The following is a 25184-nucleotide window of genomic DNA, read 5'->3' on the forward strand; positions in this document are numbered from 1 at the left end:
GTCGGATCTCCTTACAGCACTTCTGGGGCGAGCGAGACGATCTTCATGAACTTCTCAGTACGAAGTTCACGGGTCACTGGCCCAAAGATACGGGTGCCGATCGGCTCTTGCTTGTTGTTCAGAAGAACAGCAGCGTTGCCATCAAAGCGGATAATGGAGCCATCAGCACGACGTACGCCGTGACGAGTGCGGACTACAACAGCAGTCATCACTTGGCCTTTTTTCACTTTACCGCGAGGAATTGCTTCCTTCACGGTAACTTTGATGATGTCACCGATACCAGCGTAACGACGATGGGAGCCACCCAGCACCTTGATGCACATAACGCGGCGTGCGCCGCTGTTATCGGCCACATCGAGCATGGATTGAGTCTGAATCATATAATTTCTCCGACCCCTAGTCCTTAGACTTCCACAGCGCGTTCGAGAACATCAACCAATGCCCAAGACTTAGTCTTGGCCATCGGACGAGTTTCACGAATAGTGACTTTGTCGCCGATGTGGCACTGATTGGTTTCGTCGTGCGCGTGCAGCTTAGTCGAACGCTTAACGTATTTACCGTAGATCGGGTGCTTAACGCGACGCTCGATCAAAACGGTGATGGTTTTGTCCATCTTGTCGCTGACAACACGGCCAGTCAGCGTACGGACAGTCTTTTCGGCTTCAGCCATGATTACTTACCTGCCTGCTGTTTGAGCACAGTCTTCACGCGAGCGATGTCACGCTTAACTTGCGAGAGCAGATGCGACTGCCCCAACTGGCCAGTTGCTTTCTGCATACGCAGATTGAACTGGTCGCGCAGCAAGCCGAGCAGTTGCTCGTTCAGCTGCTGTGCGGATTTTTCACGAAGTTCATTCGCTTTCATCACATCACCGTCCGTTTAACAAAGGAGGTGGCGAGCGGCAGCTTTGCAGCAGCCAGGGCGAAAGCCTCACGCGCCAGCTCTTCAGTAACACCCTCGATTTCATACAGGACTTTGCCTGGCTGAATCTGGGCAACCCAATATTCCACGTTACCCTTACCTTTACCCATACGAACTTCGAGGGGCTTTTTGGAAATAGGCTTGTCCGGGAATACACGGATCCAGATCTTACCGCCACGCTTAACGTGACGGGTCAGTGCACGACGCGCTGATTCGATCTGACGAGCGGTGAGACGACCACGAGCAACAGACTTCAGCGCATATTCGCCGAAGCTGACTTTGCTACCGCGCAATGCCAAGCCACGGTTGTGGCCAGTCATTTGCTTGCGGAACTTCGTACGCTTAGGTTGTAACATTTGGCGTACCCCTTACTTAGCAGCTTTTTTACGAGGCGCTGGTGCTTGTGGCTTCAGCTCTTCTTGGCGACCACCAATTACTTCGCCTTTGAAGATCCAAACCTTTACACCGATCACACCGTAAGTGGTGTGAGCTTCGTAGTTGGCATAGTCGATGTCGGCACGCAGGGTGTGCAATGGCACACGACCTTCGCGATACCATTCAGTACGTGCGATTTCAGCACCGCCGAGACGACCGCTCACTTGGATTTTGATGCCTTTGGCACCAATGCGCATAGCGTTCTGTACAGCGCGTTTCATCGCGCGACGGAACATTACACGACGCTCCAGCTGCTGAGCTACGCTCTGCGCAACCAGCATACCGTCGAGCTCCGGCTTGCGGATCTCTTCGATATTGATGTGCACAGGCACACCCATTTGCTTGGTCAGGTCCTGACGCAGTTTCTCAACATCTTCACCTTTCTTCCCGATAACGATACCTGGACGAGCGGTGTGGATGGTGATACGTGCAGTTTGGGCCGGACGATGGATATCGATACGGCTTACGGACGCGCTTTTTAGTTTGTCTTGGAGGTATTCACGCACCTTCAGATCAGCGAACAAATAGTCCGCATAAGTCCGACCGTCTGCGTACCAGACGGAGGTGTGCTCCTTGACGATTCCCAGGCGAATGCCAATGGGATGTACTTTCTGACCCATCTCTTCGACTCCGTTACTTGTCAGCAACCTTGACAGTGATATGGCAAGACCGCTTGACGATGCGATCAGCGCGGCCTTTGGCACGCGGCATGATGCGCTTCAGCGAACGCCCTTCGTTGACGAAAACGGTGGCGACTTTGAGGTCGTCAACGTCCGCGCCTTCGTTATGCTCGGCGTTGGCTACGGCCGACTCCAGCACTTTCTTGATGATCTCGGCGGCTTTCTTGTTGCTGAAAGCCAACAGGTTGAGCGCTTCGCCCACCTTCTTCCCGCGGATCTGGTCGGCGACCAAGCGGGCTTTCTGGGCGGAGATTCGAGCGCCCGACAACTTAGCGGCTACTTCCATCGTTCCTTACCCCTTAACGCTTGGCTTTCTTGTCTGCCACGTGCCCACGATAAGTGCGGGTACCGGCAAACTCGCCTAGTTTATGGCCAACCATGTCTTCGTTCACAAGAACTGGGACATGAAGACGACCGTTATGCACAGCGATGGTCAAACCGACCATTTGTGGCAGGATCATCGAACGACGCGACCAGGTTTTCACCGGTTTGCGATCGTTCTTTTCCGCCGCCACTTCGATCTTCTTCAGTAGGTGAAGATCAATAAAAGGACCTTTTTTCAGAGAACGTGGCACTGTCGTATCCCTCTATTTACTTGCGACGACGGACGATCATTTTGTCGGTACGCTTATTACCACGAGTCTTCGCGCCCTTAGTCGGGAAGCCCCATGGCGATACCGGATGACGACCACCAGAGGTACGACCTTCACCACCACCATGTGGGTGGTCAACCGGGTTCATGGCAACACCACGAACGGTTGGGCGAACGCCACGCCAGCGTTTGGCACCAGCTTTACCCAGCGAACGCAGGCTGTGCTCGGAGTTCGAGACTTCGCCAAGCGTTGCACGGCATTCAGCCAATACTTTACGCATTTCACCGGAACGCAGACGCAGGGTCACGTAGACACCATCACGAGCGACCAACTGAGCCGAAGCACCAGCGGAACGAGCGATTTGTGCGCCTTTGCCCGGCTTCAATTCGATGCCGTGTACGGTGCTACCAACTGGAATGCTGCGCAGTTGCAACTGGTTGCCTGGCTTGATCGGAGCCAAAGCACCCGAAATCAGCTGGTCGCCAGCGCTCACGCCTTTAGGGGCGATGATGTAACGGCGTTCGCCGTCTGCGTACAACATAAGAGCAATGTGAGCAGTACGGTTTGGATCGTATTCAATACGCTCAACAGTGGCTGGAATGCCATCTTTGTCGTTGCGACGGAAGTCGACCAAACGATAGTGCTGCTTATGACCACCACCGATGTGACGCGTGGTAATACGGCCATTGTTGTTACGACCACCAGTCTTCGATTTCTTCTCGAGCAGCGGTGCGTGAGGAGCGCCTTTATGCAGCTCCTGGTTGACCACCTTGACCACATGACGGCGGCCAGGGGAAGTCGGTTTGCATTTAACGATTGCCATGATGCACCCCTTCCTTACTCAGCACTGCTGCTGAAATCGAGATCTTGGCCTGGCTGAAGGGAGATTACTGCCTTCTTCCAGTCATTACGCTTGCCCACGCCGCGAGCGGTGCGCTTGCTCTTACCCAGAACATTCAGGGTAGTAACACGCTCAACTTTCACGCTGAACAGGCTTTCGACGGCCTTCTTGATTTCCAGCTTGGTTGCATCAGTAGCAACCTTGAAAACGAACTGGCCTTTCTTGTCTGCCAGAACCGTAGCCTTCTCGGAAACGTGCGGGCCAAGCAGAACTTTAAATACGCGTTCCTGGTTCATCCCAGCAGCTCCTCGAATTTCTTCACGGCCGACACGGTGATCAACACCTTGTCGTATGCGATCAGACTAACTGGGTCGGAACCTTGCACGTCACGTACATCAACGTGTGGCAGGTTACGAGCAGCCAGGTACAGGTTCTGATCAACAACTTCAGACACGATCAGGACGTCTGTCAGACCCATGCCATTCAGTTTGTTCAGCAGATCTTTGGTTTTCGGCGCTTCAACTGCGAAGTCCTGAACCACGATCAGACGATCAGTACGAACCAGTTCAGCAAGGATGGAACGCATTGCTGCGCGATACATCTTCTTGTTGAGCTTCTGAGAGTGATCTTGTGGACGAGCTGCGAAAGTAGTACCACCGCCGCGCCAGATTGGGCTACGGATAGTACCAGCACGAGCACGGCCAGTACCTTTCTGACGCCAAGGGCGCTTACCGCCACCACGAACGTCGGAACGGGTCTTTTGCTGCTTGCTACCTTGACGACCGCCAGCCATGTAGGCCACGACTGCCTGGTGAACCAGCGTCTCGTTGAACTCGCCGCCAAACGTCAGTTCGGAAACTTCGATCGCTTGAGCATCATTTACATTTAATTGCATGTCAGCTTCCCCTTAACCGCGAGCCTTGGCCGCCGGACGTACAACCAGGTTGCCGCCAGTAGCGCCAGGAACAGCACCCTTGACCAACAACAGATTGCGTTCAGCGTCGACGCGCACTACTTCGAGGGACTGCACGGTCACGCGCTCAGCGCCCATATGACCGGACATTTTTTTGCCCTTGAATACACGACCAGGAGTCTGGCACTGGCCAATAGAGCCCGGGACGCGGTGGGAAACGGAGTTACCGTGAGTGTTATCTTGGCCACGGAAATTCCAACGCTTGATCGTACCCTGGAAGCCTTTACCTTTGGACTGACCGGTCACATCGACCATCTGACCTGCGGTGAAGATTTCAGCGTTGATCAGATCGCCTGCTTGGTACTCGCCTTCTTCAAGACGGAATTCCATTACGGTACGACCAGCTGCAACGTTTGCTTTAGCGAAGTGACCCGCTTGAGCAGCAGTTACACGCGAAGCGCGACGCTCGCCGACAGTGACTTGCACTGCACGATAGCCATCGGTTTCTTCAGTTTTGAACTGGGTGACGCGATTCGGCTCGATCTCAATGACCGTAACCGGAATGGAGACACCTTCTTCGGTGAAAATACGGGTCATACCGCATTTACGACCGACTACACCAATAGTCATGTTGTAAACCTCATGAGTGTACGGGGCTTTCACCCGCTATGGCCGCCCATTTCAGAGCGTTACACGACTAAGACCCAAGTCTTAGCCGAGGCTGATCTGCACTTCCACACCGGCCGCAAGATCAAGCTTCATAAGTGCATCAACGGTTTTATCCGTTGGCTGGACGATGTCCAGAACGCGCTTATGAGTACGGATCTCGTACTGGTCACGCGCGTCTTTGTTGACGTGCGGGGAGACCAGAACGGTGAACCGCTCTTTACGGGTAGGCAGTGGAATTGGACCACGCACTTGAGCACCAGTACGTTTCGCGGTTTCCACGATTTCCTGGGTTGATTGGTCGATCAGGCGATGGTCAAAAGCCTTCAACCTGATACGGATTTGCTGATTTTGCATTGGATTTCAGACTCCGATTGCTATTCCCACCGAGCGCAATACGCCCGTTTAAAGGAGGCGCAATTCTATAGATGGCCCAACTGGGTGTCAACTCAATAAAAAAAGCCCCCGCTGAGCGGGGGCTTTTTCAGGCAATCAAAGCTTAAGCAATGATTTTGGCTACTACGCCAGCGCCGACGGTACGACCGCCTTCACGGATTGCGAAACGCAGACCGTCTTCCATTGCGATGGTTTTGATCAGGGTGACAACCATTTTGATGTTGTCGCCTGGCATTACCATTTCAACGCCTTCCGGCAGTTCGCAGTTACCGGTCACGTCAGTGGTCCGGAAGTAGAACTGTGGACGGTAGCCTTTGAAGAACGGAGTATGACGGCCGCCTTCTTCTTTGCTCAACACGTACACTTCAGCTTCGAAGGTAGTGTGTGGCTTAACCGAACCCGGCTTAACCAGAACCTGGCCACGCTCTACGTCGTCACGCTTGGTGCCGCGCAGCAGCACGCCGCAGTTCTCGCCAGCACGACCTTCGTCAAGCAGCTTACGGAACATTTCAACGCCGGTGCAGGTGGTAACAGTAGTGTCACGCAGACCAACGATTTCCAGCGGATCTTGAACGCGAACGATACCGCGCTCGATACGACCAGTTACAACAGTACCGCGACCGGAGATCGAGAATACGTCTTCGATTGGCATCAGGAACGGCTTGTCGATAACACGAACTGGGTCCGGAATGTAAGTATCCAGAGTTTCAACCAGTTTACGAACGGCAGTGGTGCCCATTTCGTTGTCGTCTTTGCCTTCCAGAGCCATACGAGCAGAACCGATGATGATCGGAGTGTCGTCGCCTGGGAAGTCGTAAGTGCTCAGCAGATCGCGCACTTCCATCTCAACCAGTTCCAGCAGCTCAGCGTCGTCTACCAGATCAGCCTTGTTCAGGAAAACCACGATGTACGGAACGCCAACCTGACGGGACAGCAGGATGTGCTCACGGGTTTGTGGCATCGGACCATCAGCGGCCGAACAAACCAGAATAGCGCCGTCCATCTGAGCAGCACCGGTGATCATGTTCTTCACATAGTCAGCGTGACCTGGGCAGTCAACGTGAGCGTAGTGACGGATCAGCGAGTTGTATTCAACGTGCGCAGTGTTGATGGTGATACCACGAGCTTTTTCTTCTGGCGCGCTGTCGATTTTATCGAAGTCAACGATTGCCGAACCGAAAATCTCGGAGCAAACACGAGTCAGAGCTGCAGTCAGCGTGGTTTTACCATGGTCAACGTGACCGATAGTGCCAACGTTGACGTGCGGTAGGGAACGATCAAATTTTTCTTTAGCCACGACAATTAACTCCTTGCCTAAAGGACTGAACTAAATCAGCCTTGTTTTTTAGTAACAGTTTCGACGATGTGCGCCGGAGCTGTATCGTATTTTTTGAATTCCATAGAGTAGCTTGCGCGACCCTGAGACATGGAACGAACGTCGGTCGCATAACCGAACATTTCACCCAACGGAACCTCAGCACGAATAACTTTGCCGGAAACCGTATCTTCCATACCCTGGATCATGCCGCGACGACGATTCAAGTCGCCCATCACGTCACCCATATAGTCTTCAGGTGTAACAACCTCTACCGCCATGATCGGCTCAAGCAGCTCACCGCCACCTTTGGTAGCCAGTTGCTTGGTCGCCATGGAAGCAGCCACCTTAAACGCCATCTCGTTGGAGTCGACGTCGTGGTAAGAACCATCAAACACGGTAGCCTTCAGGCCGATCAGCGGATAGCCGGCAACAACACCGTTCTTCATCTGCTCTTCGATGCCCTTCTGGATAGCCGGGATGTATTCCTTAGGAACCACACCACCTACCACTTCGTTCACGAACTGCAGACCTTCCTGACCTTCGTCAGCAGGTGCAAAACGGATCCAGCAGTGACCAAACTGGCCACGACCGCCGGACTGACGAACGAACTTGCCTTCGATCTCACAGTTCTTCGTGATGCGCTCACGATACGAAACCTGAGGCTTACCGATGTTGGCTTCGACGTTGAACTCACGGCGCATCCGGTCAACCAGGATGTCCAAGTGCAGCTCGCCCATGCCCGAGATGATCGTCTGACCAGTCTCTTCATCAGTTTTAACGCGGAAAGATGGATCTTCCTGAGCAAGCTTGCCCAGTGCAACACCCATTTTTTCCTGGTCATCCTTGGTCTTAGGCTCTACGGCAACCGAAATAACCGGCTCCGGGAAGTCCATGCGAACCAGAATGATTGGCTTGTCAGCGTTGCACAAAGTCTCACCAGTGGTGACGTCCTTCATGCCGATCAAGGCCGCGATGTCACCAGCGCGTACTTCCTTGATTTCTTCACGGGCGTTTGCGTGCATTTGCACCATACGACCCACACGCTCTTTCTTGCCTTTAACCGAGTTGATCACGCCGTCGCCGGAGTTCAACACGCCCGAGTAAACACGGACGAAGGTCAAGGTACCCACGAATGGGTCGGTAGCGATCTTGAACGCCAGAGCCGAGAACGGCTCGCTGTCGTCAGCATGACGCTCCAGCTCGATGCTCTCGTCATCAGGGTCAGTACCCTTGATGGCAGGAATATCAGTCGGAGCAGGCAGGAAGTCGATAACGGCGTCGAGAACCAGGGGAACACCCTTGTTCTTGAAGGAAGAACCGCAAACAGCCAAGACGATCTCACCAGCGATAGTACGCTGACGCAGAGCAGCCTTGATTTCCGCGATGGTGAATTCTTCACCCTCGAGGTACTTGTTCATCAGCTCTTCATTGGCTTCGGCCGCAGCCTGAACCATGTTGTCGCGCCATTCGTCAGCAAGATCTTTCAGCTCAGCTGGAATTTCTTTGCGAACAGGAACCATACCCTTGTCAGCATCGTTCCAGTACACAGCTTCCATGTTGATCAGATCAATCTGACCCTGGAAGTTGTCTTCAGAACCGATAGCCAGCTGGATTGGAACCGGAGTGTGGCCCAGACGCTTCTTGATCTGCTCAATAACGCGCAGGAAGTTGGCGCCAGCACGGTCCATCTTGTTTACGTAAACAAGACGTGGAACGCCGTATTTGTTGGCTTGACGCCATACGGTTTCCGACTGAGGCTCAACGCCCGAGGTACCACAGAACACAACGACAGCGCCGTCGAGTACGCGCAGGGAACGCTCAACTTCAATAGTGAAGTCTACGTGGCCCGGGGTATCGATTACGTTGAAGCGATGCTCGTCCTTGTACTGCTTGGCAGAACCCTTCCAGAAGGCGGTGATAGCAGCAGAAGTAATGGTAATACCACGCTCCTGCTCCTGAACCATCCAGTCTGTGGTCGCGGCGCCATCATGCACCTCGCCCATTTTGTGACTTTTGCCAGTGTAAAACAGTACGCGCTCAGTGGTAGTGGTTTTACCAGCATCCACGTGAGCGACGATACCGATGTTACGGTAGCGACTAATCGGAGTAGTACGAGCCATAAAGCCCTCGCAAAATTAGTGAAGCTGAATTTAGAAGCGGTAGTGCGAGAAAGCTTTGTTAGCTTCGGCCATACGGTGCACGTCTTCACGCTTCTTAACAGCAGCACCTTTACCTTCAGCTGCGTCCAACAGTTCGCCAGCCAAACGCAGAGCCATAGACTTCTCGCCGCGCTTACGGGCGAAGTCTACCAACCAGCGCATTGCCAGGGCGTTACGACGGGACGGGCGAACTTCGACCGGAACCTGGTAAGTAGCACCGCCTACACGGCGCGACTTCACTTCGACCAGCGGAGCGATGGCGTCGAGAGCTTTCTCGAAGATTTCCAGGGGATCGCTGTTCTTGCGTTCTTTAACCTTTTCCAGCGCGCCATAAACGATACGCTCGGCAACGGCTTTTTTGCCGCTTTCCATCACGTGGTTCATGAACTTGGCCAGGATTTGGCTTCCGTATTTTGGATCGTCAAGCACATCGCGCTTGGCTGCTACGCGTCTTCTTGGCATGGATAAGCCCTCAAACGGTCTTCAGGTTAGCTCGGAACCATTACATCCAAAAGATGCACGTCCGACCTTACTCTTATCGACTCAGAAAAAAAGAAATCTGCATTTTTTACCAGCAACCGAATACTACTTCGGCTTCTTGGTACCGTACTTCGAACGACCTTGGTTACGACCTTTAACGCCGGAAGTATCCAAAGAGCCGCGAACGGTGTGATAACGAACACCTGGCAAGTCTTTTACACGACCGCCACGAATCAGTACCACGCTGTGTTCTTGCAAGTTGTGACCTTCACCACCGATGTACGAGGAAACCTCGAAACCGTTGGTCAGGCGCACACGGCATACTTTACGCAGTGCCGAGTTAGGTTTTTTCGGCGTAGTTGTATACACACGGGTGCATACGCCACGACGTTGCGGGCAGTTTTGCAGCGCAGGTACGTCGGATTTCTCGACGATACGCTTACGCGGCTGACGTACCAGCTGGTTGATAGTTGCCATCTACTAGCTCCACTGTTGTCTTGCGACGCTATTGTCTTGCAAGAAAAGCAAAATGGCAGGAACGAATTCCCGCCAAATTTAGGGGTACAAGAGTCTAAAGAGGATCTTGCCCCCAGTCAAGGCAAGGCCCCGACACTTCCACTCATCAAACCCAGACAAAATGTCTCAATTCGATGAATGGAACTGCCGGGGCCCACCCTTCATTTACCGCAGAACTCAGTTACCGCTCGAGTTCAGCGCTTCGGTCAGTGCAGCTTCCACTTCACTGGCGCTTACGCGCAACGGCTTGTCAGCCTCACGGCGGCGCTTACGCTCGCTGTGGTATGCCAAACCGGTACCAGCCGGGATCAAACGACCCACGACAACGTTTTCTTTCAGGCCGCGCAGGTAATCGCGCTTGCCGGTTACCGCTGCTTCGGTCAGTACGCGGGTGGTCTCTTGGAAAGAGGCCGCGGAGATGAACGACTCAGTCGACAACGACGCCTTGGTGATACCCAACAGAACACGAGTGAACTTGGAAACGAATTTATCTTCGCCACCCAAACGCTCGTTTTCGGTCAACACCTGGGTCAACTCCATCTGGTCGCCCTTGATGAAGGTGGAATCACCAGACTCGGCAATCTCAACTTTACGCAACATCTGACGCAGAATGGTCTCGATGTGCTTATCGTTGATTTTTACGCCTTGCAGACGGTAAACGTCCTGAATCTCGTTAACGATGTACTTGGCCAGCGCACTTACACCCAGCAGACGCAGGATGTCGTGTGGATCGCTTGGACCGTCGGAGATAACTTCGCCGCGGTTCACTTGCTCGCCTTCGAAGACGTTCAGGTGACGCCACTTTGGAATCAGCTCTTCGTACGGATCAGTACCGTCGTTCGGGGTAATAACCAGACGGCGCTTGCCTTTGGTTTCTTTACCGAACGCGATGGTGCCGCTGACTTCAGCCAGAATCGAGGCTTCTTTCGGACGACGCGCTTCGAACAAGTCAGCAACGCGTGGCAGACCACCGGTGATGTCTCGAGTTTTCGAAGTCTCTTGCGGAATACGAGCGATAACGTCACCGATCGCGATTTCCGCACCATCCGCTACACCGACCAGGGCGTTGGCTGGCAGGAAGTACTGAGCCGGTACGTCGGTACCAGGCAACAGCAGATCCTTGCCATCCACACCAACCATCTTAACGGCTGGACGGATGTCCTTGCCGGCAGCTGGACGGTCTTTGGCGTCGAGGACTTCAATGTTGGTCATACCGGTCAATTCGTCAGTCTGACGCTTGATCGTGATGCCTTCTTCCATGCCCACGTAGGTCACGGTACCTTTCATTTCGGTAACGATTGGGTGAGTGTGCGGATCCCACTTGGCTACGATCGAGCCAGCGTCAACCTTGTCACCTTCTTTAACCGAAATCACGGCGCCGTACGGCAGCTTGTAGCGCTCACGCTCACGACCGAAGTCATCAGCGATGGCCAGCTCACCGGAACGGGATACAGCTACCAGGCAGCCATCTACACGCTCAACGTGCTTGAGGTTATGAAGACGGACAGTACCGCCATTCTTCACCTGAACACTGTCAGCAGCAGAGGTCCGGCTTGCCGCACCACCGATGTGGAACGTACGCATCGTCAGCTGTGTACCCGGCTCACCGATCGACTGAGCAGCGATCACGCCGACAGCTTCACCGATGTTCACCTGGTGACCACGAGCCAAGTCACGACCGTAGCACTTGGCACAGATACCGAAGCGAGTTTCACAGCTGATTGGCGAACGCACGATTACTTCGTCGATGCTGTTCAGCTCGATGAATTCAACCCACTTCTCGTCAACCAGAGTGCCCGCAGGAACGATAATGTCCTCGGTACCCGGCTTGTACACGTCACGGGCGATTACTCGACCCAGCACGCGCTCACCCAACGGCTCTACAACGTCGCCGCCTTCGATGTGCGGAGTCATCAGCAGACCGTGTTCGGTACCGCAGTCAACTTCAGTCACAACCAAGTCTTGCGCAACGTCTACCAGACGGCGAGTCAGATAACCGGAGTTAGCTGTCTTCAAGGCGGTATCCGCCAGACCCTTACGAGCACCGTGAGTAGAGATGAAGTACTGAAGTACGCTCAGGCCTTCACGGAAGTTCGCAGTAATCGGCGTTTCAATGATGGAACCGTCCGGCTTGGCCATCAGACCACGCATACCGGCCAGCTGACGGATCTGCGCTGCAGAACCCCGTGCGCCGGAGTCGGCCATCATGTACATCGAGTTGAACGACTCTTGCTCAACCTCAACGCCGTGACGGTCGATAACCTTCTCTTTCGAGAGGTTGGACATCATTGCCTTGGAAACTTCGTCGTTAGCTTTCGACCAAAGGTCGATTACCTTGTTGTACTTCTCGCCCTGGGTTACCAGGCCGGAGGCGTACTGACTTTCGATCTCTTTCACTTCATCGGTTGCAGCCGCGATGATGCGAGCTTTTTCATCAGGGATAACGAAGTCGTTAACACCGATGGAAACGCCGGAAATGGTCGAGTAAGCAAAACCTGTGTACATCAACTGGTCAGCGAAGATAACAGTCTCTTTCAAACCAACCACGCGGTAGCACTGGTTGATCAGCTTGGAGATCGCTTTTTTCTTCATCGGCAAGTTGACGACGTCGTACGACAGACCTTTTGGCACAACCTGGAACAACAGCGCACGGCCGACAGTGGTGTCGACGATACGGGTGTTGCTCACGCTGCCGCCATCACGGTCGTTGACGGTTTCGCTGATGCGAACCTTGACCTTGGCATGCAGTGCGGCTTCGCCAGCACGGAATACACGGTCAACTTCTTGCAAGTCAGCGAACACACGACCTTCGCCCTTGGCGTTGATCGCTTCACGCGTCATGTAGTACAGACCCAATACAACGTCCTGCGACGGAACGATGATTGGCTCACCGTTGGCTGGCGACAGAATGTTGTTGGTCGACATCATCAACGCACGCGCTTCCAGCTGGGCTTCCAGTGTCAGCGGTACGTGCACGGCCATTTGGTCGCCGTCGAAGTCGGCGTTGTACGCAGCACAGACCAACGGGTGCAGCTGGATAGCTTTACCTTCGATCAGAACCGGTTCAAAGGCCTGGATGCCCAGACGGTGAAGAGTCGGTGCACGGTTGAGAAGAACCGGATGTTCGCGGATAACTTCAGCGAGAACGTCCCAAACTTCCGGCAACTCGCGCTCAACCATTTTCTTGGCTGCTTTGATGGTGGTAGCAAGACCACGCATTTCCAGCTTGCCAAAAATGAACGGCTTGAACAGCTCGAGAGCCATTTTTTTCGGCAGACCGCACTGGTGCAGACGCAGGGTCGGGCCTACGGTAATTACCGAACGACCCGAGTAGTCAACACGCTTACCGAGCAAGTTCTGACGGAAACGACCCTGCTTACCCTTGATCATGTCAGCCAAGGATTTCAGAGGACGCTTGTTCGAACCGGTAATAGCGCGACCACGACGGCCGTTGTCGAGCAATGCGTCGACCGCTTCTTGCAACATACGCTTTTCGTTGCGCACGATGATGTCCGGAGCGGACAGATCAAGCAGGCGCTTCAAGCGGTTGTTACGGTTAATTACCCGACGATACAGATCGTTGAGGTCGGAAGTCGCGAAACGACCACCATCAAGCGGAACCAAAGGACGCAGATCTGGCGGCAGAACCGGCAGAACGGTCAGTACCATCCACTCAGGAAGGTTGCCGGAGCCCAGGAAGGCTTCCATCAACTTCAGGCGCTTGGACAGCTTCTTGATCTTGGTTTCGGAGTTGGTTTGCGGAATTTCTTCGCGCAGACGGCCAATCTCGTGTTCCAGGTCGATAGCGTGCAGCAGTTCACGGACAGCTTCAGCACCCATACGGGCATCGAAGTCGTCGCCGAACTCTTCCAGCGCTTCGAAGTACTGCTCATCGTTCAGCAGCTGACCTTTTTCCAGAGTGGTCATGCCCGGATCGATAACAACATAGCTCTCAAAGTAGAGAACGCGTTCGATATCACGCAGGGTCATGTCCATCAGCAAGCCGATACGGGACGGCAGCGATTTCAGGAACCAGATGTGAGCAACTGGCGAAGCCAGTTCGATGTGAGCCATGCGCTCGCGACGGACCTTGGCCAGTGCGACTTCAACGCCACACTTCTCACAGATCACACCGCGGTGCTTCAAGCGCTTGTACTTACCGCACAGGCACTCGTAATCCTTTACCGGGCCAAAGATCTTGGCGCAGAACAGGCCGTCACGCTCAGGCTTGAACGTACGGTAGTTGATGGTTTCCGGCTTTTTAACTTCACCGAACGACCACGAACGGATCATCTCAGGCGATGCCAATCCAATACGGATGGCGTCGAACTCTTCGACTTGACCCTGGTTTTTCAGCAAATTCAGTAGGTCTTTCAAGGCCTTTCCTCCTGGCGGAGCAGAGAGCGGGCTAACAGCCCCGCTCTCGATTCGCGTCACGTGTTATTCGGTTTCCAGATCGATATCGATGCCGAGGGAACGAATTTCTTTGATCAACACGTTGAAGGACTCGGGCATGCCCGGCTCCATACGGTGATCGCCGTCCACGATGTTTTTGTACATCTTGGTACGACCGTTCACATCGTCCGACTTCACTGTGAGCATTTCTTGCAGAGTGTATGCCGCGCCGTAGGCTTCCAGCGCCCAGACCTCCATCTCCCCGAAACGCTGACCACCGAACTGTGCCTTACCACCCAGCGGCTGCTGGGTAACCAGGCTGTAAGAACCGGTAGAACGAGCATGCATCTTGTCGTCTACCAAGTGGTTCAGCTTCAGCATGTACATGTAGCCAACGGTTACCGGACGCTCGAACTTGTTGCCGGTACGACCGTCAGTCAGCTCCATTTGGCCGCTGTCTGGCAGATCAGCCAAACGTAGCATTGCCTTGATTTCGCTTTCTTTGGCACCGTCGAACACCGGGGTAGCCATCGGCACACCGCCACGAAGGTTCTTCGCCAGATCCAGAATTTCCTGGTCCGAGAAGTCATCCAGGCTTTCTTGACGACCGCCAATTTCGTTGTAGATCTCATGCAGGAACTTGCGCAGGTCAGCGACCTTGCGTTGTTCTTCAATCATGAGGTTGATCTTCTCGCCCAAACCTTTAGCCGCGAGGCCCAGGTGAGTTTCGAGAATCTGACCAACGTTCATACGCGAAGGTACGCCCAACGGGTTGAGAACCACATCAACCGGGGTGCCATTAGCATCGTACGGCATGTCTTCAACCGGCATGATCACGGAGACCACACCTTTGTTACCGTGACGACCAGCCATCTTGTCACCCGGCTGGATGCGACGACGGATTGCCAGGTAAACCTTGACGATTTTAAGCACGCCTGGAGCCAGGTCATCGCCCTGCTGCAGTTTGCGCTTCTTGTCTTCGAACTTGTCGTCCAGCAGACGACGGCGATCGATGATGTAAGCCTGAGCCTTTTCAAGCTGCTCGTTCAGAGCATCTTCAGCCATGCGCAGTTTGAACCACTGACCATGCTCAAGACCGTCCAGGATTTCATTGGTGATTTCCTGACCTTTCTTCAGACCGGCACCGCCCTCGGCTATACGGCCAACCAGAGCAGAGCGCAGACGTTCGAAAGTGGCGCCTTCAACGATACGGAACTCTTCGTTCAGATCCTTGCGGATCTCGTCCAGCTGGGTCTTCTCGATCGACAGGGCACGAGCATCACGCTCAACGCCGTCACGAGTGAAGACCTGTACGTCGATAACAGTACCTTTGGTACCGGTAGGTACACGCAGGGAAGTGTCTTTAACGTCGCTGGCTTTTTCACCGAAGATAGCGCGCAACAGCTTCTCTTCTGGGGTCAGTTGAGTCTCGCCTTTCGGAGTGACCTTACCTACCAGAATGTCGCCAGCGCCAACTTCAGCACCTACGTAAACAATACCGGCTTCGTCCAGTTTGTTCAGTGCAGCTTCACCCACGTTCGGGATGTCTGCAGTGATCTCTTCAGGCCCAAGCTTGGTGTCACGTGCCACACAGGTCAGTTCCTGAATGTGGATCGTGGTAAAGCGATCTTCTTGAACAACTCGTTCCGACAGGCAGATGGAGTCTTCGAAGTTGTAACCGTTCCAGGCCATGAACGCGATGCGCATGTTCTGACCCAACGCCAGCTCACCCATATCGGTGGACGGGCCGTCAGCCATGATGTCGCTGCGCTGTACACGGTCACCCTTGCGAACCAGCGGACGCTGGTTGATGCAAGTGTTCTGGTTGGAGCGGGTGTATTTGGTCAGGTTGTAGATGTCGACACCGGCTTCGCCAGTTTCAACTTCATCATCAGCAACACGAACCACGATACGGCTGGCATCAACAGAGTCGATCACGCCGCCACGACGAGCCACGACGCAAACGCCGGAGTCACGAGCTACGTTACGCTCCATGCCGGTACCTACCAGCGGCTTGTCAGCGCGCAGAGTGGGTACAGCTTGACGCTGCATGTTCGAACCCATCAACGCACGGTTGGCGTCATCGTGCTCAAGGAACGGAATCAACGACGCTGCAACCGAAACAACCTGCTTCGGAGAGACGTCCATCAAGGTGACGTCTTCCGGCGCCTTAACGGTGAATTCGTTCAAGTGACGAACAGCTACCAGCTCGTCGATCAGGACTTTCTTGTCGTTCATCGTGGCCGAGGCCTGAGCGATCACGTGATCGGCTTCTTCGATGGCGGACAGGAAAACGATCTCGTCAGTTACCAGTGCGTCTTTCACTACACGGTACGGGCTCTCAAGGAAGCCGTACTGGTTGGTGCGCGCATAAGCAGCCAAGGAGTTGATCAGACCAATGTTCGGACCTTCCGGCGTCTCAATCGGGCAAACACGGCCGTAGTGAGTCGGGTGTACGTCACGAACTTCAAAGCCAGCACGCTCACGCGTCAAACCGCCCGGGCCCAGTGCAGAAACACGGCGCTTGTGGGTGATCTCGGACAACGGGTTGTTCTGGTCCATGAACTGGGAAAGCTGGCTCGAACCGAAGAACTCTTTCACCGCCGCAGCCACTGGCTTGGCGTTGATCAAGTCTTGCGGCATCAGGCCTTCGCTTTCAGCCATCGACAGACGCTCTTTGACTGCACGCTCAACACGTACCAGGCCAACGCGGAACTGGTTCTCGGCCATTTCGCCTACACAGCGAACACGACGGTTACCCAGGTGGTCGATGTCATCGACGATGCCTTTACCGTTACGGATGTCGACCAGAGTCTTCAGCACGGCAACGATGTCTTCTTTGCACAACACGCCCGAACCTTCGATCTCGGTACGACCGATACGACGGTTGAACTTCATCCGGCCGACCGCAGACAGGTCATAACGCTCGGGGCTGAAGAACAGGTTGTTGAACAGAGTCTCAGCAGCGTCTTTGGTTGGCGGCTCGCCTGGACGCATCATGCGATAGATCTCGACCAGCGCTTCCAATTGGTTGCTGGTGGAGTCGATCTTCAGAGTGTCGGAAACGAACGGACCGCAGTCGATATCGTTGGTGTACAACGTCTCGATGCGAACAACCTGACCCTTGGCAATTTTTGCCAGGATTTCAGTGGTCAGCTCGGTGTTGCACTCAGCAATGATTTCGCCGGTAGCCGGATGCACGATAGCCTTGGCCGTTGTGCGACCCAGGACATAGTCCAGAGGCATAACGAGCTCTTTGATACCGGCTTTTTCCAGCTGGTTGATGTGGCGAGCAGTAATACGACGACCCTGCTCAACAATCACCTTGCCTTTGTCATCGGTAATATCGATGGCCGCGATTTCACCGCGCAGACGGTGCGGAACCAATTCCAGGCTAATGCTTTCGCCCTGAACGTGGAACACGTTAGTGGTGTAGAACGCGTCCAGCACTTGTTCAGTGGTATAGCCCAGCGCACGCAGCAATACCGATGCAGGCAGCTTGCGACGACGGTCAATACGCACGAACACGCAGTCTTTCGGATCGAACTCAAAGTCCAACCACGAACCACGGTAAGGAATGATACGCGCAGAATAAAGCAGCTTACCGGAGCTGTGCGTCTTGCCGCGGTCGTGGTCAAAGAACACGCCCGGGGAACGGTGCAGCTGGGAAACAATTACACGCTCGGTACCGTTGATTACGAAGGTACCGTTTTCAGTCATCAGGGGGATTTCACCCATGTAGACTTCTTGCTCTTTGATGTCCTTGATCGCTTTGTTCGACGATTCTTTGTCGAAAATGATCAAACGAACTTTTACCCGCAAAGGTACGGCGTACGTTACGCCACGCAACACGCATTCTTTGACATCAAATGCCGGCTCGCCCAAGCGATAACCGACGTACTCCAGCGCAGCATTGCCGGAGTAGCTGATGATCGGGAAAACGGATTTGAAGGCCGCATGCAGGCCCACGTCGCGGAACTTATCTTTAGTTGCTCCCGCCTGCAAGAATTCACGATACGAATCCAGCTGGATTGCCAAGAGATACGGCACATCCATGACGTCCGGCAACTTGCTAAAGTCCTTGCGGATACGTTTTTTCTCAGTATATGAGTAAGCCATCAGCGTTCCCCAGCTTGGTCACCTGCTTGTTTGGCCTCTCCCGACGGGAGCAGCCAGAAAATCGTGCAAACCCCTTGGTTTGCTCCACCGCACAGGGTGGTTACAGCACGTTAAAGGCATCGACCTAGTCGACTGCCAATAACGGAAAAAGGCCGGTGGCAAGAGCCACCAGCCATCAGCCTCAGCTTAACGCTTGGGCTGGAGACGCAAGGTCGATGCTTACTTCAGCTCGACTTTAGCGCCTGCTTCTTCCAAGGCTGCCTTGGCTTTGTCAGCTGCGTCTTTCGCAACAGCTTCCAGAACAACGCTAGGAGCGCTGTCTACAACTGCCTTGGCTTCTTTCAGGCCCAGACCAGTCAGTTCACGAACAGCCTTGATCACGTTAACTTTCTTCTCGCCAGCTTCCAGCAGCATGACGTTGAATTCAGTTTGCTCTTCAACAACAGCAGCGGCAGCAGCAGGACCAGCAGAAGCAGCAGCAGCGGAAACGCCGAATGCTTCTTCCATTGCCTTGATCAGCTCAACGATTTCCAGAACGGATTTCGAACCGATTGCGTCGATGATTTCTTGAGTAGTCAGAGACATGACTAAAAATTCCTGTATTGGGGTGACAGCCTAGGCGGCTATCGAAATAAACAATAAACGCTGAAAGGAGTTGCTCAGCCTTAAGCTGCAGCTGCTTCTTTCTGGTCGCGAAGTGCCGCCAGAGTACGAGCCAATTTGCTGGTAGCGCCTTGAATCACGCTCATCAGCTGAGAAATTGCTTCGTCACGGGTCGGCAGACTTGCCAGTACGTCGATCTGATTAGCTGCGAGGAACTTGCCCTCGAACGCAGCTGCCTTGATCTCGAACTTATCCTGACCTTTAGCGAACTCTTTGAACAAACGGGCAGCAGCGCCTGGATGCTCGTTCGAGAATGCGATCAAGGTCGGGCCTGTGAACACGTCGTTGAGGACACTGTATTCAGTGTCAGCAACAGCGCGCTTTAGCAGGGTGTTACGTACAACACGTACGTAAACGCCAGCTTCACGAGCCTCTTTACGGAGTCCGGTCATAGCGCCTACTGTCACACCGCGGGCATCAGCCACAACAGCGGACAGGGCAACTTTGGCAGCCTCGTTGACTTCAGCGACGATGGCCTTCTTGTCTTCGAGTTTAATTGCCACGGGTTTAACTCCTGCATGTTACCGTTTCATCCAACCGAGGCCGGATGTCGTTTTGGTGTCTGATTCGGTAAGGAACCGGGAGCACCATCTGCGTAGGCTTGAGGTTTAAGGCTTGCGCCGCCTACGGTCTTGGATAGCCCCCGCCAGGCAGGGACCCCAATCTTTCATTGGCGAGCTAAAAGCACGCCAATTTGTCTTACGCGTCCAAAGAACCTTGGTCGATGACCAAGCCTGGGCCCATAGTGGTGCTCAGGGTAACGCGCTTAACATAAATACCTTTCGAAGAAGCTGGCTTGATACGCTTCAAATCAGCGATCAGGGCTTCAACGTTTTCCTTCAGCTTGACGGCATCAAAACCGATCTTGCCAACGGAAGTGTGGATGATACCGTTTTTGTCAGTGCGATAACGAACCTGACCAGCCTTCGCATTCTTAACAGCGGTAGCTACGTCTGGAGTTACAGTACCAACCTTAGGGTTAGGCATCAGACCACGCGGACCAAGGATCTGACCCAACTGACCAACAACACGCATTGCGTCCGGGGAGGCAATAACTACGTCATAGTTCAGGTCGCCGCCTTTCATTTCGGCAGCCAGGTCGTCCATACCAACGCGATCAGCGCCGGCAGCCAGAGCAGCTTCAGCAGCTGGACCCTGAGTGAACACAGCTACACGTACAGTCTTGCCAGTGCCGTGTGGCAGCACAGTAGCGCTACGAACAACCTGGTCAGATTTACGTGGGTCTACGCCCAGGTTAACGGCGATGTCGAAAGACTCGCTGAATTTTACAGTCGACAGCTCAGCCAGCAAAGCAGCAGCGTCTACAAAGTTGTAAGACTTGCCAGCTTCAATTTTACCGGCGATTGCCTTTTGACGCTTAGTCAGCTTAGCCATTACACACCCTCCACGTTAAGGCCCATGCTACGAGCAGAACCGGCGATAGTACGCACGGCTGCTTCCATATCAGCTGCAGTCAGATCCGCGTTTTTGGTTTTCGCGATTTCTTCCAGCTGAGCACGAGTTACAGTGCCAACCTTAACGGTGTTTGGACGAGCGGAACCGCTAGTCAGACCAGCAGCCTTCTTCAGCAGAACCGAAGCAGGGGTCGACTTGGTTTCGAACGTGAAGCTACGGTCGCTGTATACAGTGATGATCACTGGAGTCGGCAGGCCTGGTTCAATACCCTGAGTACGGGCGTTGAAAGCTTTGCAGAATTCCATGATGTTCACGCCGTGCTGACCCAGAGCCGGGCCTACGGGTGGACTTGGGTTGGCCTGAGCGGCCTTCACTTGCAGCTTGATGTAAGCGGTAATCTTCTTAGCCATGAGGCACTCCAATTACGGGTTCAAGCGCCTAAAGAGGCTCCCCGGTTACTTGCGCGTTTATCCCAGTGACGACAAAACCCCACAGCCTAGACCATGGGGTTGGGATTCGTGTCTAACTAGACCTTTTCGACCTGGCTAAACTCTAGCTCTACCGGAGTAGAGCGACCGAAAATGAGCACAGCCACTTGGATACGGCTCTTTTCGTAGTTAACTTCTTCGACCGTGCCATTGAAATCAGCAAATGGACCGTCGGTAACACGGACAACTTCGCCCGGCTCGAATAGTGTTTTTGGCTTGGGCTTGTCGCTACCATCAGCAACACGACGCAGAATTGCTTCCGCCTCTTTATCAGTGATCGGTGCCGGTTTGTCGGCAGTACCACCAATGAAGCCCATTACGCGCGGAGTATCCTTGACCAAGTGCCAAGTCCCTTCGCTCATATCCATTTGAACCAGCACATAGCCAGGGAAGAACTTGCGCTCGCTTTTGCGTTTCTGGCCATTACGCATCTCAACCACTTCTTCAGTGGGAACCAGAATTTCGCCGAAGCCTTCTTCCATGCCTGCCAGCTTAATACGCTCAATCAAAGAGCGCATAACATGCTTTTCGTAACCCGAATAAGCATGCACTACGTACCAACGCTTAGCCACGGGACACCCTTAGCCAACAATCAAGGAAACGAGCCAACCGAGCAGGGAATCTAAACCCCACAACAGCAACGCCATAACAAGAACAACAGCCACCACGATCAACGTGGTCTGCGTAGTTTCTTGGCGAGTTGGCCATACGACTTTACGAATCTCAGTACGAGCTTCCTTCACCAACACAGAGAACGACTTGCCTTTCGCCGTCTGCAAGCCTACATAGGCAGCAACAGCAGCAATAACAAGAAGTGCAATGACGCGATACAGGATCGGCGAACCAGAATAATACTGATTCCCAACAACGCCAACCACCACAAGAGCAACCACTACAAGCCACTTGAGGAGATCGAAGCGAGAGCCTTGAACTTCAGCCTTGGGAGTCATCTAAGAGGATCCTGTGAAAAGAAAGCCAGACGCAATGAGCGAATCTGGCAGGTCAGGAGGGAATCGAACCCCCAACCTACGGTTTTGGAGACCGTCGCTCTGCCAATTGAGCTACTGACCTAAAACATTATCGAGCCGCCGATTATGCCGACACGAGAGAGACTTTTCAACAACTTATGCAATTACTTTTGCAATCAACCCTACCAAAGCGGAAATTGCCAGCGAGCAGCAGAATGCGAGCTACCCACAACCGTAACAACCAACCAGGGCAGCAATACCAACAAGGCACCACCAGCAAACACCCCAGACAGGCTATGCACCTGTTAAAACAAAGGCAGATATTTGCATATCTGCCTTGTTATATGGAGCTCTTGAGCGGATTTGAACCGCTGACCTCACCCTTACCAAGGGTGTGCTCTACCAACTGAGCTACAAGAGCAAAACATGTTGCGAAAACAGCAAGACTGGAGCGGGTGGCGGGAATCGAACCCGCATCATCAGCTTGGAAGGCTGAGGTTCTACCACTAAACTACACCCGCAAATCTTGCTGCTCTAGCTTAAATATGGTGGAGGGGGAAGGATTCGAACCTTCGAAGTCGTAGACGTCAGATTTACAGTCTGATCCCTTTGGCCGCTCGGGAACCCCTCCTGAGCTAGGCAGAATTCTACATCATTCCAACCTTGTGTCAACCACTTTCTTCAATTAAATCAGGAAGTTAGCAACTTGACCCGCTTCACACCTAACGACCTGTTTGGCGTTCACTGTGGAGCGGGCGCCATTCTATTCAAACTATCAGGTGGCTGCAAGCCCTCACACCGCATTTTTTTGTATTTTAACCCATTGAATTCATTGGCAAGGTTAGTCAGCGCCATTTCGCTGGCTGCGGTGCTGTTTTGGGTTACGATTTTTAGTACGAATCCCCCCGAATCATCTCGACTTACAGTCGCTGGTATTGACTGCATATCTACTTCCGCAAGCCTGCGCTGTAGTCTTTGCAACTGATCCTCACTGGACAAGCCGCTTATATACAGGCACGCCTGGCTTTCTACGCGACCTCCCAGGACTCCAGCAGAGACAACACCGGGTCGGGCCTCACTGAGCAGGCGTATATCCTGCTTATCCCCCTTGTACAAGGATAAGGAGACGATCTCCTTCGCTCTGGGCGCCGCCTCTTGCTGATGCCAAACGTAATAAAAAATATTGAGTACAACCAGCAAAAGAAACAGCCAACGCATAAGAACCTCAAGGAAGGGGACAAACTACCGCCAAGCCAACAAATACAAGGTCTTGCACCACACGCGCATCAGGCACCATATCTTTCACCAAGCTGGCGTCGCCACCTGTGAGAAACACCTCAAAATCTTGCCCCCAATATTCACGCGCCAACTCGAGTTGAGTCAAAACAAAGCCCCTCAACATCAACAAACATCCACGCTCTACAGCTTCGGCCGTTGTTCGGCCCGGCGCTTGACGGAGCAATGCCTGCTCTGCAGAAAAGTTGTCGTATCTGATACGCCGGGTATGGGTACGCAGCTGGTCCCGCATCAAGGGCATTCCAGGGCATATAAACCCGCCCAGATGCTGGCCGTCAGATGCAACAAAGTCCGCTGTGACCGCAGTACCGAAATCCAGAACCAGGCAGGCACTTTTTGCCAACTCAAACGCCCCTACCAGGGCCAACCAGCGGTCCAGCCCCAAACGGGCAAAATCCTCATATCCATTACTAACACCTGCGACTTCCCGCGCAGGTTTCGCACACTCCACTGCGACATCAAACGTAGACACAATTGATGCCACTAGACTCGATGTCTCATCATCACTGCGCACGCTCACGAGCCTGCAATGCGTAATACATAGCGCTGGAACAGCTAAAATCGCAGCCATAAGCCCAACATCAGACTCAACGACTCCTCCGCTCACCACGACCGTACCGTCCAGAGCGCGCCACTTTATGAAACTGTTTCCACAGTCCATCTCAAGAATCATGGCGCAACCTCAAACTTAGCTCGCCGCCACTAAACACCTTCTCTTCACCATTCACATTCATGCGTAGCGCACCCTGCTGATCAATACCCATGACCGTGCCGTTCACCTGGTGTACCCCAGCAATCAAGGAGACTTCACGTCCTTGCCACAAATGATTTTGTTCCCACTCCGACTGAATAGCCGAAAAACCCGATTCGGCATGACGCTTAAGATAAATGCGTAAACTATCGTTGAGCTTTGAAACCAACACATTTCGGTTGATCGCCACTCCAGACTCCAGATATACCGAAGTCCAGGCCTGATCAACCTCGCTCGCCACTCTCATGTTCACGTTGATGCCAATACCAAGGACTACATGACATACATCGGCGGGATCTCCAACCAACTCAAGCAAAATACCTGCGATTTTTTTGTTGTTCACCAGCACATCATTCGGCCATTTGAGCCCCACGTCCGAAACACCTACTTCCCTGAGCGCACTCAACACGGCAAGGCCAACCACAAGACTAAGGCCTTCTAGCTGACGCATCCCGCCGTCCATCCTTAGCACGAGGCTGTAGTAGATATTCTCGGCGAAAGGGCTGACCCACTGTCGCCCCCGCCGCCCTCTCCCTGCGGTCTGTCGCTCAGCCAGTACCACAAATGGCGCCGTTGCACCACGATCAACCGCGCGAAGTGCTTCAGCATTAGTAGAATCTAAAGAATGATTAATCGAGACAGGCCAAGGGCTGGTGTCCAACTGACCCTGCTCAAGGAGCTCTAACGGTGCAGCCAACTGATAGCCACGACCACGAACCTTATGAATTGATAAATTCAAGTCAGACTCGAGATGCTGGAGCTGTTTCCATACAGCACTGCGACTAACGCCTAGCGCTGCACCGAGCGCTTGCCCAGAATGGAATCGACCGTCTTTAAGAAGTTTCAACAACGTCAGCATGCAAGTATCGCCTCACAATGAGGCACGCATAATAGCCATGAGGAGAGCTATTGCATAGAAACCCTGCGATGCACAGTAACTGGGGGAAGATACAAAGCGATGCGCTAACAAGGGCAACTCTCCGTAAGGCACACCTTTTCTCGCCACAAAAACAAACCCCCTGTCTGCGTTAGCAGACAGGGGGTTTGGAATTTAATCTTGACGATGACCTACTCTCACATGGGGAAACCCCACACTACCATCGGCGATGCATCGTTTCACTGCTGAGTTCGGGATGGGATCAGGTGGTTCCAATGCTCTATGGTCGTCAA

General features: G+C 53.5%; 27 protein-coding genes, 4 tRNA genes and 1 rRNA gene. All 32 read right to left on the reverse strand.

Annotated features, from left to right (window positions below):
* Window positions 1–11 precede the first annotated feature (11 nt).
* The 32 genes from rplN to rrf all read right to left on the reverse strand — a co-directional run bounded on the left by rplN (window position 12) and on the right by rrf (window position 25184).
* A complete protein-coding gene (gene rplN, locus TU76_RS05900; protein ID WP_002555479.1) occupies window positions 12–380 on the reverse strand; it encodes a 50S ribosomal protein L14 in 369 nt (122 codons plus the stop codon).
* A gap of 23 nt (window positions 381–403) precedes the next feature.
* Complete coding sequence (rpsQ, locus tag TU76_RS05905; RefSeq protein WP_003194644.1) at window positions 404–670, reverse strand: 30S ribosomal protein S17; 267 nt, start codon at window positions 668–670, stop codon at window positions 404–406.
* 2 nt (window positions 671–672) lie between these two features.
* Window positions 673–864 carry a 50S ribosomal protein L29 gene (gene rpmC, locus TU76_RS05910; RefSeq protein ID WP_003444371.1) on the reverse strand — a complete coding sequence of 64 codons (192 nt, stop codon included), beginning with the start codon at window positions 862–864 and terminating at the stop codon, window positions 673–675.
* Window positions 864–1277: a 50S ribosomal protein L16 gene (rplP, locus tag TU76_RS05915; protein WP_016779178.1), complete on the reverse strand. Its 414-nt coding sequence runs from the start codon at window positions 1275–1277 to the stop codon at window positions 864–866. Before rplP ends, rpmC begins: the two co-directional genes overlap by 1 nt.
* A gap of 12 nt (window positions 1278–1289) precedes the next feature.
* Window positions 1290–1976: a 30S ribosomal protein S3 gene (gene rpsC / locus TU76_RS05920; protein ID WP_003176422.1), complete on the reverse strand. Its 687-nt coding sequence runs from the start codon at window positions 1974–1976 to the stop codon at window positions 1290–1292.
* Between the two features lie 13 nt (window positions 1977–1989).
* Window positions 1990–2322, reverse strand: a complete 333-nt coding sequence (rplV, locus tag TU76_RS05925) for a 50S ribosomal protein L22 (RefSeq protein ID WP_003444373.1) — start codon at window positions 2320–2322, stop codon at window positions 1990–1992.
* A gap of 13 nt (window positions 2323–2335) precedes the next feature.
* Window positions 2336–2611, reverse strand: a complete 276-nt coding sequence (rpsS, locus tag TU76_RS05930) for a 30S ribosomal protein S19 (protein ID WP_003232420.1) — start codon at window positions 2609–2611, stop codon at window positions 2336–2338.
* 16 nt (window positions 2612–2627) lie between these two features.
* Window positions 2628–3452 carry a 50S ribosomal protein L2 gene (gene rplB, locus TU76_RS05935; protein ID WP_019824364.1) on the reverse strand — a complete coding sequence of 275 codons (825 nt, stop codon included), beginning with the start codon at window positions 3450–3452 and terminating at the stop codon, window positions 2628–2630.
* 14 nt (window positions 3453–3466) lie between these two features.
* Window positions 3467–3766: a 50S ribosomal protein L23 gene (rplW, locus tag TU76_RS05940; RefSeq protein WP_003444375.1), complete on the reverse strand. Its 300-nt coding sequence runs from the start codon at window positions 3764–3766 to the stop codon at window positions 3467–3469.
* Window positions 3763–4365 carry a 50S ribosomal protein L4 gene (rplD, locus tag TU76_RS05945; protein WP_003444376.1) on the reverse strand — a complete coding sequence of 201 codons (603 nt, stop codon included), beginning with the start codon at window positions 4363–4365 and terminating at the stop codon, window positions 3763–3765. The genes rplW and rplD overlap by 4 nt, the downstream gene beginning before the upstream one ends.
* Window positions 4366–4377: 12 nt before the next feature.
* Entirely contained in the window at window positions 4378–5013 is a 636-nt protein-coding gene (gene rplC / locus TU76_RS05950) for a 50S ribosomal protein L3 (protein ID WP_003444377.1), read from the reverse strand.
* 81 nt (window positions 5014–5094) lie between these two features.
* Window positions 5095–5406, reverse strand: coding sequence for a 30S ribosomal protein S10 (rpsJ, locus tag TU76_RS05955; protein ID WP_003186070.1), 312 nt, complete (start codon window positions 5404–5406; stop codon window positions 5095–5097).
* A 142-nt stretch (window positions 5407–5548) separates the two neighbouring features.
* Window positions 5549–6742: an elongation factor Tu gene (tuf, locus tag TU76_RS05960; RefSeq protein WP_003444379.1), complete on the reverse strand. Its 1194-nt coding sequence runs from the start codon at window positions 6740–6742 to the stop codon at window positions 5549–5551.
* Between the two features lie 35 nt (window positions 6743–6777).
* Entirely contained in the window at window positions 6778–8883 is a 2106-nt protein-coding gene (gene fusA / locus TU76_RS05965) for an elongation factor G (protein WP_019824367.1), read from the reverse strand.
* A gap of 30 nt (window positions 8884–8913) precedes the next feature.
* Complete coding sequence (rpsG, locus tag TU76_RS05970; protein WP_019824369.1) at window positions 8914–9384, reverse strand: 30S ribosomal protein S7; 471 nt, start codon at window positions 9382–9384, stop codon at window positions 8914–8916.
* Between the two features lie 123 nt (window positions 9385–9507).
* Window positions 9508–9879 carry a 30S ribosomal protein S12 gene (rpsL, locus tag TU76_RS05975; protein ID WP_002555494.1) on the reverse strand — a complete coding sequence of 124 codons (372 nt, stop codon included), beginning with the start codon at window positions 9877–9879 and terminating at the stop codon, window positions 9508–9510.
* 216 nt (window positions 9880–10095) lie between these two features.
* Window positions 10096–14295: a DNA-directed RNA polymerase subunit beta' gene (gene rpoC / locus TU76_RS05980; protein ID WP_019824371.1), complete on the reverse strand. Its 4200-nt coding sequence runs from the start codon at window positions 14293–14295 to the stop codon at window positions 10096–10098.
* A 63-nt stretch (window positions 14296–14358) separates the two neighbouring features.
* The gene (gene rpoB / locus TU76_RS05985; protein ID WP_046810346.1) at window positions 14359–18432 is read right to left on the reverse strand and encodes a DNA-directed RNA polymerase subunit beta; all 4074 of its coding nucleotides are present in this window, start codon (window positions 18430–18432) and stop codon (window positions 14359–14361) included.
* Window positions 18433–18651: 219 nt separating this feature from the next.
* Window positions 18652–19017 (reverse strand): 50S ribosomal protein L7/L12, encoded by a 366-nt coding sequence (rplL, locus tag TU76_RS05990; RefSeq protein WP_003444390.1) that lies wholly within the window; start codon window positions 19015–19017, stop codon window positions 18652–18654.
* 80 nt (window positions 19018–19097) lie between these two features.
* Window positions 19098–19598 (reverse strand): 50S ribosomal protein L10, encoded by a 501-nt coding sequence (rplJ, locus tag TU76_RS05995; RefSeq protein ID WP_003444392.1) that lies wholly within the window; start codon window positions 19596–19598, stop codon window positions 19098–19100.
* Window positions 19599–19794: 196 nt separating this feature from the next.
* A complete protein-coding gene (rplA, locus tag TU76_RS06000; RefSeq protein WP_003444394.1) occupies window positions 19795–20490 on the reverse strand; it encodes a 50S ribosomal protein L1 in 696 nt (231 codons plus the stop codon).
* Window positions 20490–20921 (reverse strand): 50S ribosomal protein L11, encoded by a 432-nt coding sequence (gene rplK / locus TU76_RS06005; RefSeq protein WP_008008888.1) that lies wholly within the window; start codon window positions 20919–20921, stop codon window positions 20490–20492. Before rplK ends, rplA begins: the two co-directional genes overlap by 1 nt.
* Window positions 20922–21037: 116 nt before the next feature.
* Entirely contained in the window at window positions 21038–21571 is a 534-nt protein-coding gene (gene nusG, locus TU76_RS06010) for a transcription termination/antitermination protein NusG (protein WP_003444397.1), read from the reverse strand.
* Between the two features lie 9 nt (window positions 21572–21580).
* Window positions 21581–21949 carry a preprotein translocase subunit SecE gene (secE, locus tag TU76_RS06015; RefSeq protein WP_003444399.1) on the reverse strand — a complete coding sequence of 123 codons (369 nt, stop codon included), beginning with the start codon at window positions 21947–21949 and terminating at the stop codon, window positions 21581–21583.
* Between the two features lie 45 nt (window positions 21950–21994).
* Window positions 21995–22070 (reverse strand) — tRNA-Trp (locus TU76_RS06020).
* Window positions 22071–22312: 242 nt separating this feature from the next.
* Window positions 22313–22388 (reverse strand) — tRNA-Thr (locus tag TU76_RS06025).
* A 26-nt stretch (window positions 22389–22414) separates the two neighbouring features.
* Window positions 22415–22488: transfer RNA gene (locus tag TU76_RS06030), tRNA-Gly, on the reverse strand.
* Window positions 22489–22513: 25 nt separating this feature from the next.
* A tRNA-Tyr gene (locus TU76_RS06035) sits at window positions 22514–22598 on the reverse strand.
* Window positions 22599–22708: 110 nt separating this feature from the next.
* Window positions 22709–23185 (reverse strand): hypothetical protein, encoded by a 477-nt coding sequence (locus TU76_RS06040; protein WP_046810347.1) that lies wholly within the window; start codon window positions 23183–23185, stop codon window positions 22709–22711.
* A gap of 7 nt (window positions 23186–23192) precedes the next feature.
* On the reverse strand, window positions 23193–23936 hold the full coding sequence (locus tag TU76_RS06045; RefSeq protein WP_019824381.1) for a pantothenate kinase: 744 nt from the start codon (window positions 23934–23936) through the stop codon (window positions 23193–23195).
* Complete coding sequence (gene birA / locus TU76_RS06050; protein WP_019824382.1) at window positions 23926–24873, reverse strand: bifunctional biotin--[acetyl-CoA-carboxylase] ligase/biotin operon repressor BirA; 948 nt, start codon at window positions 24871–24873, stop codon at window positions 23926–23928. Before birA ends, TU76_RS06045 begins: the two co-directional genes overlap by 11 nt.
* A 196-nt stretch (window positions 24874–25069) precedes the next feature.
* A 5S ribosomal RNA gene (gene rrf, locus TU76_RS06055) occupies window positions 25070–25184 on the reverse strand.

It is taken from the genome of Pseudomonas psychrophila (assembly GCF_001043005.1).
Taxonomy (GTDB): domain Bacteria; phylum Pseudomonadota; class Gammaproteobacteria; order Pseudomonadales; family Pseudomonadaceae; genus Aquipseudomonas; species Aquipseudomonas psychrophila.